The sequence below is a fragment of the Collinsella sp. CLA-ER-H10 genome (assembly GCF_040092475.1).
Lineage (GTDB): Bacteria > Actinomycetota > Coriobacteriia > Coriobacteriales > Coriobacteriaceae > Collinsella.
Map to the genome: position 1 here is coordinate 19,850 of NZ_JBBNLM010000025.1, position 8,409 is coordinate 28,258.

8 protein-coding genes are annotated in these 8,409 nt (G+C 59.8%); 6 read left to right on the plus strand and 2 right to left on the minus strand.

Translation table 11 applies throughout. The features are described 5' to 3' along the window. Positions 1 to 65: 65 nt before the first annotated feature. The 5 genes from AAAX36_RS08670 (at position 66) to AAAX36_RS08690 (ending at position 4,444) form a co-directional block, all read left to right on the plus strand. Positions 66 to 1,340: a class II D-tagatose-bisphosphate aldolase, non-catalytic subunit gene (locus tag AAAX36_RS08670; RefSeq protein WP_195192740.1), complete on the plus strand. Its 1,275-nt coding sequence runs from the start codon at positions 66 to 68 to the stop codon at positions 1,338 to 1,340. 124 nt (positions 1,341 to 1,464) lie between these two features. Then, the gene (gene fsa / locus AAAX36_RS08675; protein ID WP_006235616.1) at positions 1,465 to 2,148 is read left to right on the plus strand and encodes a fructose-6-phosphate aldolase; all 684 of its coding nucleotides are present in this window, start codon (positions 1,465 to 1,467) and stop codon (positions 2,146 to 2,148) included. Positions 2,149 to 2,211: 63 nt separating this feature from the next. Beyond that, positions 2,212 to 3,042: a transketolase gene (locus tag AAAX36_RS08680; protein ID WP_138375050.1), complete on the plus strand. Its 831-nt coding sequence runs from the start codon at positions 2,212 to 2,214 to the stop codon at positions 3,040 to 3,042. Beyond that, positions 3,042 to 3,980, plus strand: a complete 939-nt coding sequence (locus tag AAAX36_RS08685) for a transketolase family protein (protein WP_349075113.1) — start codon at positions 3,042 to 3,044, stop codon at positions 3,978 to 3,980. Before AAAX36_RS08680 ends, AAAX36_RS08685 begins: the two co-directional genes overlap by 1 nt. An 11-nt stretch (positions 3,981 to 3,991) precedes the next feature. Then, positions 3,992 to 4,444 carry a PTS sugar transporter subunit IIA gene (locus AAAX36_RS08690; protein ID WP_055310174.1) on the plus strand — a complete coding sequence of 151 codons (453 nt, stop codon included), beginning with the start codon at positions 3,992 to 3,994 and terminating at the stop codon, positions 4,442 to 4,444. 783 nt (positions 4,445 to 5,227) lie between these two features. Here the strand turns inward: AAAX36_RS08690 and AAAX36_RS08695 are convergent. Next, positions 5,228 to 6,106 carry an ATP-dependent sacrificial sulfur transferase LarE gene (locus AAAX36_RS08695; RefSeq protein WP_349075115.1) on the minus strand — a complete coding sequence of 293 codons (879 nt, stop codon included), beginning with the start codon at positions 6,104 to 6,106 and terminating at the stop codon, positions 5,228 to 5,230. A 173-nt stretch (positions 6,107 to 6,279) separates the two neighbouring features. Here AAAX36_RS08695 and AAAX36_RS08700 point away from each other — a divergent pair, with 173 nt between their 5' ends. Next, positions 6,280 to 6,930 carry an HAD family phosphatase gene (locus AAAX36_RS08700; RefSeq protein ID WP_161115403.1) on the plus strand — a complete coding sequence of 217 codons (651 nt, stop codon included), beginning with the start codon at positions 6,280 to 6,282 and terminating at the stop codon, positions 6,928 to 6,930. Positions 6,931 to 7,043: 113 nt separating this feature from the next. Here the strand turns inward: AAAX36_RS08700 and AAAX36_RS08705 are convergent, their stop codons facing one another. Continuing rightward, positions 7,044 to 8,153: a LacI family DNA-binding transcriptional regulator gene (locus AAAX36_RS08705; RefSeq protein ID WP_230320315.1), complete on the minus strand. Its 1,110-nt coding sequence runs from the start codon at positions 8,151 to 8,153 to the stop codon at positions 7,044 to 7,046. Between the last annotated feature and the right edge of the window lie 256 nt (positions 8,154 to 8,409).

The following is an 8,409-nucleotide window of genomic DNA, read 5'->3' on the forward strand; positions in this document are numbered from 1 at the left end:
TGATAGGGCCCACATCTGGGTCCCAGGGAACTTTTGTCAAAAATCCTCTGGAGAAGGAGAACAAAATGTCCAACCTCACCATCCGCCAGGCCGTTCAGGGCATGCTCAAACTGCAGGATAGCGGCGATCACGCAACCATGGTCGGCATTGGCCCCATGAGCCCCAACCTGATTCAGGCCGTGTTCGAGCTTGCCAAGGACGAGGATTTCCCGCCCATGTTTATCGCCAGCCGCAACCAGGTCGATATGGACGAGATGGGCGCCGGCTACGTCAACGGTTGGGACCAGACGCGCTTTGCCGCCGACATCAAGAAGGTCGCCGACGAGGTGGGTTACACCGGTCCGTACTACCTGTGCCGAGATCACGGCGGTCCGTGGCAGCGCGACGAGGAGCGTAACGCCCACCTGCCCGAGGACGAGGCCATGGAGCTCGCCCGCAAGTCCTTCGTCGCCGACATGGAGGCAGGCTTTGACCTGCTGATGGTCGACCCCACCAAGGATCCCTATCAGATCGGCAAGGTTATTCCGCTCGACGTGGTGCTTCGCCGCACGATCGATCTTATCGACTACCTTGAGCAGTACCGTCGCGAGCATAACCTGCCCGAGGTCGCCTATGAGGTCGGTACCGAGGAGACCAATGGCGGCTTGACCTCTACCGATAAGTACGAGGAGTTCATTTCTCAGCTGCAGCCCGAGCTCGAGAAGCGCGGCTGCCCCATGCCCACCTTTATCGTCGGCCAGACCGGCACCCTTACCCGCTGGACGGAGCAGGTCGGTCACTACAACTTCAAGAACGCCCGCGAGCTTGCCGATATGGCCAAGCGCTATGGCGTGGGCCTGAAGGAGCACAACGCCGACTATCTGGACGACGCGACGCTGCTCGAGCACATCCCGGCACACGTGACCGCCTCCAACGTCGCTCCGCAGTATGGCACCGAGGAGACCCGCGCCTACCTCAAGCTCTGCGCCACCGAGCAGATCCTGGTCGACAACGGTCTGTGCGATGACCCCTCCGACCTGTATCACACGCTGCTGGTCAAGGCTATCAAGACCGAGCGCTGGCGCAAGTGGATGACTGGCGACGACGTCAACCTGCAGGTCGATGACATCCTTGCCGACGATGAGCTCAGCCTGAAGATCCTGGATGTCTCCGGCCACTATGCGTTCAACGATCCCGAGGTCAAGGAGCAGGTCGAGAAGCTCTATCGCAACCTCGCTGCCCAGGACATCGACGGCAAGCGCTTTGTGATCGAGCACATCAAGCGCCCGATCAAGCAGTACGTCGTCGGTCTTAACCTCAAGGGCGTCACGACCCGCATCGAGGCCGCTCTTGCCGAGTAAGTAGCTTTTCCTACGCGACGCCGGGCCTGGGGCATGTCCCAGCTGCAGGCCCGGCACATGGGACAAAGGGGCGGTCCCTTTGTCCCATTCTTTTGAGTTTTAGCTTCCTTTGAAGGGGTTCACCATGAAGTTCTTTATCGATACCGCCAATCTGGACGAGATTGCCGAGGCCAAGAGCTGGGGCTGCCTGGCCGGTGTTACCACCAACCCGTCCCTGTACGCCAAGACCGGCGGCAAGCTTGCCGACTTTGAGCCCCATATGCTCAAGATTGCCGAGCTCTGCGAGGGTCTGCCCGTGTCCGCCGAGTCTACCGCGACTACTGCCGAGGGCATGATCGAGGAGGGCAAGCGTCTTGCCGCCCTCGCTCCCAACATCGTGGTTAAGCTTCCCGTGTGCGAGGCCGGCCTTGCCGCCTGCCGCGCCCTGGCCGACGCAGGTGTGCGCGTCAACATGACGCTTGTTTTCTCGCCGACCCAGGCCTTGATGGCCGCCAACGCCGGCGCTCGCTACATCAGCCCGTTTGTGGGGCGCTTCGATGACATCGCCGAGGACGGTATCTCGCAGCTCGACAATGTTGTGACTTGCATCAAGAACTATGACTGGACCGGCAAGAACGTCGACGACACCGTTGAGATCATCACCGCTTCGGTCCGCACGCCCAACCATGTGACCCAGGCGGCGCTGCTTGGTGCCGACATTGCGACCGTCCCCATGGCCGCTCTTAAGAAATGCTTGCATCACCCGCTGACCGACCAGGGCCTTGCCTCTTTTGAGGCTGATTGGCAGAAGGTCGTCGCTCAGGCTTAACGAGTGGATTGCCCCGGCATCGCGTCATCCGGTGCCGGGGTTGTTCTCAAGAGAGGAATTCGTATGACCAACCAGGAGCTGGCGAAGGTCGCCAATGAGGTCAGGAAGGGTGTCGTGACTGCGGTTCACGCGGCCAAGTCGGGACATCCGGGTGGATCGCTCGGTGCTGCCGACATCATGACGTATCTGTACTTTGAGGAAATGAATATCGATCCTGCTGACCCTCACAAGGCCGATCGCGATCGCTTTGTGCTCTCCAAGGGTCACGCGGCGCCGGGCCTGTATTCGGTGTTGGCAAATCGCGGCTATTTTCCCGTCGAAGAGCTCGAGACGCTCCGCCATATTGGCAGCCGACTGCAGGGCCATCCCAACATGAACGACACCCCGGGCATCGATATGTCCACCGGATCGCTCGGTCAGGGTATCTCCGCCGCGGTTGGAATGGCACTCGCCGCAAAGCACTGGGGTGACAGCTACCGCGTCTACACGTTGCTGGGCGACGGCGAGTGCGAGGAGGGCCAGGTGTGGGAGGCGGCCATGTTTGCCGGCAACCATGCGCTCGACAATCTTGTTGCCGTCGTCGACCACAACGGCTTGCAGATTGACGGCACGATCGATGAGGTCAACTCGGCCATGCCGCTCGCTGACAAGTTCCGCGCCTTTAAGTGGCATGTGATCGAGCTAGCCGATGGCAACGACATGACACAGATTGAGGCGGCTTTCGCCGAGGCTCGTGAGGTGACCGGCGTGCCCGTCGCTATCATCGCCGAGACGGTGAAGGGCAAAGGCGTCTCCTTTATGGAGAACCAGGTTGGCTGGCATGGCAAGGCGCCCAACGATGAACAGTTTGAGCAGGCCATGGCCGAGCTTGCGGCAGCAGGAGAGGAGCTCTAATGGCAGAGGTCAAAAAAGTCGCCACGCGCGTAAGCTACGGCGAGGCGCTCGTCGAGCTGGGCAATGAGCACGATGACTTTGTAGTGCTCGATGCCGACCTGGCTGCCGCTACGCAGACGGGTAAGTTTAAGGCTGCGCACCCTGAGCGCTTCTACGATGCCGGCATTGCCGAGAGCAACTTGATGGGGCTCGCCGCCGGCATTGCGACCACGGGCCACGTCGCCTTTGCGAGCACCTTTGCCATGTTCGCCGCCGGCCGCGCGTACGAACAAGTGCGTAATTCCATTGGCTATCCGCACCTCAACGTCAAAATCGGTGCCACGCATGCGGGTATCTCGGTCGGTGAAGACGGCGCCACGCATCAGTGCTGCGAGGACATCGCGCTCATGCGCACGATCCCGGGTATGACGGTAATCGTTCCCGCCGATGACATCGAGGCTCGCGCTTGCGTGCGCGCCGCCTATGAGTTTGAGGGACCGGTCTACATGCGCTTCGGACGCCTGGCAACGCCGGTCATTAACGATCACGAGGACTATGAGTTCAAGATTGGTCGCGGCGTGGTCGTGCGCGAGGGGTCCGATGTGACCATCATCGCTTGTGGCCTTATGGTCGCCGAGGCGCTTGAGGCTGCCGAGGCGCTCGCTGCCGATGGTATCGATGCCGAGGTCATCAATATGCACACGATCAAGCCGCTTGATGAGCGCCTGGTGGTTGCCAGCGCCAAGAGGACCGGTCGTGTGGTCACTGCCGAGGAGCATTCGATTATCGGTGGTCTTGGCGAGGCCGTGGCCTCGGTGCTCGCGGAGCAGCATCCGGCGCCGATGCGTCGCGTCGGCGTGCGCGATGTGTATGGCGAGTCCGGCCCTGCGGTCGATTTGCTGCACAAGTACGGTTTGGACGCCGACGGCATCGAAGCTGCGGTCAGGTCCGTGTTGTAAGGAAGGTTTCCATGGGATTTGTATCTGCCAACCAAGTGACAATCGGGTATACCGCCGCCTCGCGCGAGGACGCCCTACATTATTTGTCCGAGCAGGCCATCGAGCTCGGCTTTGCCGATGACGCATCTGCCGTAGAGGCCGCCTTCATTGCTCGCGAGAACGAGGCCGAGACCGGCCTTGTCGCCGGTTTTGCCGTTCCGCATGCCAAAAGCGACGCGATCCACACGCCGGGCGTAGCCGTGCTTAAACTGACCGAGCCCGTTGAATGGCCGAGCTTCGATGGGGTGCCCGTCGATGTTGCGCTCGCGCTGTACGTGCCTGCCGGCGAGGCTGGAACCACGCATCTGCGCCTGCTCTCCAAGGCTGCCGTAATGCTGATGGACGCCGGCTTCCGCGACAAGGTGCGCGCGAGCACCGATCCCGTTGAGATTGCGGAGCTCATCAATAGCGGACTCGAAGACTAGGACGGTCATCCCGTTCAATCAATCGATCCTTCTCCAAGGAAAAGGGCCGCGACGCCATATAGGTGTCGCGGCCCTGTTTGCGTTTCCCCAGATAAAACCTGCCAAAATAAACCTATCCCTTTTTGGCAGGCTAATCGTGAGTTATTTCACCGCAACTTAGGGCACGGTTAGGAAGTGTGCACCTTAAAGAGTGGAGCCCTTGATTAGAGAGGTCGCGCTCATCTCTCTAAATGTCTCTCTAAAGAGAAGGTTGGTTAGAGAGATAGCATTAGGCAATCTAGCAGCGAATTCGATACATCTCTCTTAATGCCTCTCTAAAACAAGGCGCTTATCTCTCTAAAGTTAGAGAGATAAGCGCCTTGTTTTAGAGAGACGGAATGCCAAAATTCGTCCGTCAGCTACCATCTGCCAAAAATGACGGATAAAGGGCTCATCGAAGTAATGGGTTCATCGACGAGCCGCAACCGCCGCTATCGGAAGAAGTAGATGCAGCCGAATTGCCCCTCTATCGTCTCTCGAAGTTTGATGGGTGCTAGAGGGGCGACTGCCTCGCGATATTTTCCCAAGATAAAACCTGCCAAAACAAACCTGTCCCTTATTGACAGGTCAGTTAACGCAGTCCAGGTTGAGCATATGTGAGCGAGCGGGCTCCGGGTGCGGTAAGGTGACGTGAAACAAGCGGGCGCTGACCTTTTGGTCGCGCCCGTGAAGTTGAACGTCAGATTGCCGTGCCCGGAGCCCGCGCAGCGCCGAGCAGTTACGCCGTTTGTAAAACGGCGTAATCTAAAGGTTCATGTTGCCGTGAATGTAGGGGGTGACCTCGGGGGAGATATGGTCGCAGCCCAGCTCGCGCAGCGCGGACTCGATAACGGCGGGCAGCGGGGTTTTGCCCTCGGCATCGACGGCGTTGCCACCGAGGGCAGCAATCTTGGCGACATCTGCGGGTGCGGCCTCGATATGCATGCAGCCGCCGATCAAGCGCGCGCGTACCTGTGCCAGATCAAGATCGTGCAGGTAATCCTCGCAGGCGCGGATTAAATCGACCTTCTCGCGCGTAAGCTCCTCGCCCGTGGGGACGCGGGTGGCAAGACATGCTCCCGCCGGCAGGTTCCAAACGGGATAGCCCCATGCGCGCAGCAGCTCGCGCTCTTCGTCCTTGGTAAAGCCGACCTCCATAAGGGGTGAGCGTACGCCGAGCTCTTCTGCCGCACGCATGCCGGGGCGGTAGTCACCGCGATCGCTTGCATTGCTGCCATCGATGACGGTGGGAAAGCCGAGCGACTTGGCGTGGTTGACGATGGCGGTAAAGCCGGCGTGCTTGCAGTGGTAGCAGCGATTAGCATCGTTGCAGGCCACTTGGGGGAGCTGCAGCTGATCCACCGAAAGATTGAGCACGGGGAGCTTAAAATGCGGCCCCTCATTGGCCTGCCCATCAACGGACTGCTCAAACGAAGCCTGCTCGGGCGTGCCGATGAGCGGCGTGGTGAGATGGACGAGAAGAGTATTGGTAGGCATGACGCGGGCGCATACGGCGGCCAAAAAGCTGCTGTCAACGCCGCCGGAAAACCCGATAGCCACGCGCCCGTATGCCAAAAGCAGCTGCTCGAGCGCCGATAGCTTGTCTTGAAGCTCCTCTGCGGGTGCCGTGGTGTCTAAAATCATGAAACATTCCTTATCGTTGAGTACTCGATCGAAAACTATAATCCTAATGCGTTACTTGCCATAAGACTTCTATCTGTGTAACGAAAGTGCAATATGGTATATACGTTATATACAAGTTGCCAAATGCGGTAGAGTTGCAGCAACGCGACAGCGAGAGTCGATGGGGGACCGATATGATCAAGGCTGTTATTTTTGACATGGATGGAACGCTGGTCGATACCGAGCGTTTGGGGATTAAGGCCTGGAAGGCAGGCGCCGCTGAGCTGGGGCTCGCGATTGATGAAGCGCTGATCCATCAGTTTATCGGCCGCACGCTGCCCGATGTTATGGACATCCTCGATAAGCATTATGGCAGCCACGAAACCACCGAGGCGATCTATCGTCGCCACAAGGAGATTCGCGACGAGATGGTCAAGACCGAACTGGAACTTAAGGCCGGCGCCGCCGAGTGCCTAGACGAGTTGCTAGCTGCGGGCTATCACGTGGGCCTAGCGACGTCGTCGCGCCTCGTTACGGCCGAGCGCAACCTTAAGATGGTCGGTCTTTTTGACAAGTTTGAAACGGTAACGTGTGGCGAGGACGTCGTGCACGGCAAGCCCGACCCCGAGATGTATCTGCTCGCCTGCGAGCGTGCGGGCTTTGCCCCCGAGGAGTGCGCCGTGGTCGAGGATTCGCGCAATGGTTGCGTCTCGGGCATCACGGCCGGCTGCCACGTCTTTGCCGTCCCCGATATTGTGCCGCTGCCGCAGGACGTGGTGGATGGCTGCGAGGCCGTGCTCGATACGTTGTTCGACCTGGCGGCGGCGGTCAAGGCCGTGCGCTAGACAATTGCGGCGTTGAAACGAGCAATTGCCCACGTTTGCGCTCAAGCAAAAGGGGTCCGGCAATGGTCGGGCCCCTTTTGCTTGAGCGGCGACTTAGCATACTTGCGGGCGTGCTATAGATACGCACCGAGGTTGATGGCCGTGGCGTCGGTCTGGCTGCTTGCCTGGGTGCTGGCGCGTTCCAGTAGGAACGGACGTACCAGTTCTTGGCGGTTGATATCCTCGGCGGCGACTGCGGTGACGGTACGCACTGCGGAGCCGACACGGATATGCTTGATCTTTGCCGGGGCCTTGTTCTCGATTTGCTCCATCAGCAGTTGGACACCCTTGCGGCCAATCTCGTAGCCCGGGGGCGCTACCGTAGTGAGCGGGACCGATCCGCTCCAAGCGAGCGGGTTGCCGTCGCATCCGGCCACGCGTACTTGCCCGGGGACAGAGATGCCCTTGTCGACCAGTGCCGAAACGACACCCGAGGCCAACACATCGGTCAGGCCGACGACAAAATCGGGACGTTCGTCCGCGGGGCGCTCGGCGATTTGGGCACCGATGCCGTAGCCGTCGGCAGCGGTATTCCATTCGCCGGCGTCGATGACTTCGATCTTGATATCGGGGTGCAGGGCGAGCGCCTTATGAATGCCAAGGACGCGCAGGGTGAGTTGCATAAATGCTGCTCGGCCGACGACGACAATATGGTGCGCGCCGCGGGCGATGGCAAGTTCGGCAATGATGCGACCCTGGGCCTCATTGTCGGCCGCTACGTAGTAGCCGGGCTCGGAGCAATGGATGTCCAGATGGACGATCGGCACGGGCATCTTGGTCATGGCGGGGTGCCAGTCGGGGGATGCCATGGGCTGAACCATGACGCCGGACATCTGGGTGCCCATAAAGTAGCGCAGGTAATGGTCCTCGAGAATATCGTCGTTATCGGCGTTGGCGATGAGCAAGTCGTAGCCGTGCTTGCGGGCCTCGTTGTGGGCGCCGCTGGCGATTTGGAGCGAAAAGCCGTGATCGAGACGGGGGAGCACCAGGCCAAAGGACTTGGTGGCGCCGCCCGCGAGCTGACGGGCGCTTTGGTTGGGCAGGTAGCCAAGGCGACTGATGGTCTCGTTGATGAGCTTGAGGGTCTCGGGGCGCAACTTTTCGGGATGGTTGAGCGCGTTGGAAACCGTGCCCAGCGAAACCCCGGCCTCGCGCGCGACGTCGCTGATTTTTACCTTTGCCATAGCGGCCCCTTTGATGCGTTTCAAGTACAAGCCAGATTGTAGCATCCCAAACCTACCAAAGAGGGATAGGTTTATTTTGGCAGGTTTTATCTGGGGAAACGCTGTTGCCAGCTCAAACCACCACGAAGCTAGATCGATGTCCAGGCAGGTGGTCTCAGCCGGAAACGGTGTCCCACTCTGAGGCTGTATTCCGGGACACGGTTTCCGCTCGGAACGCCATTCGGAAAGCGCATCCCGCTTTAAAACGGAATTCCGG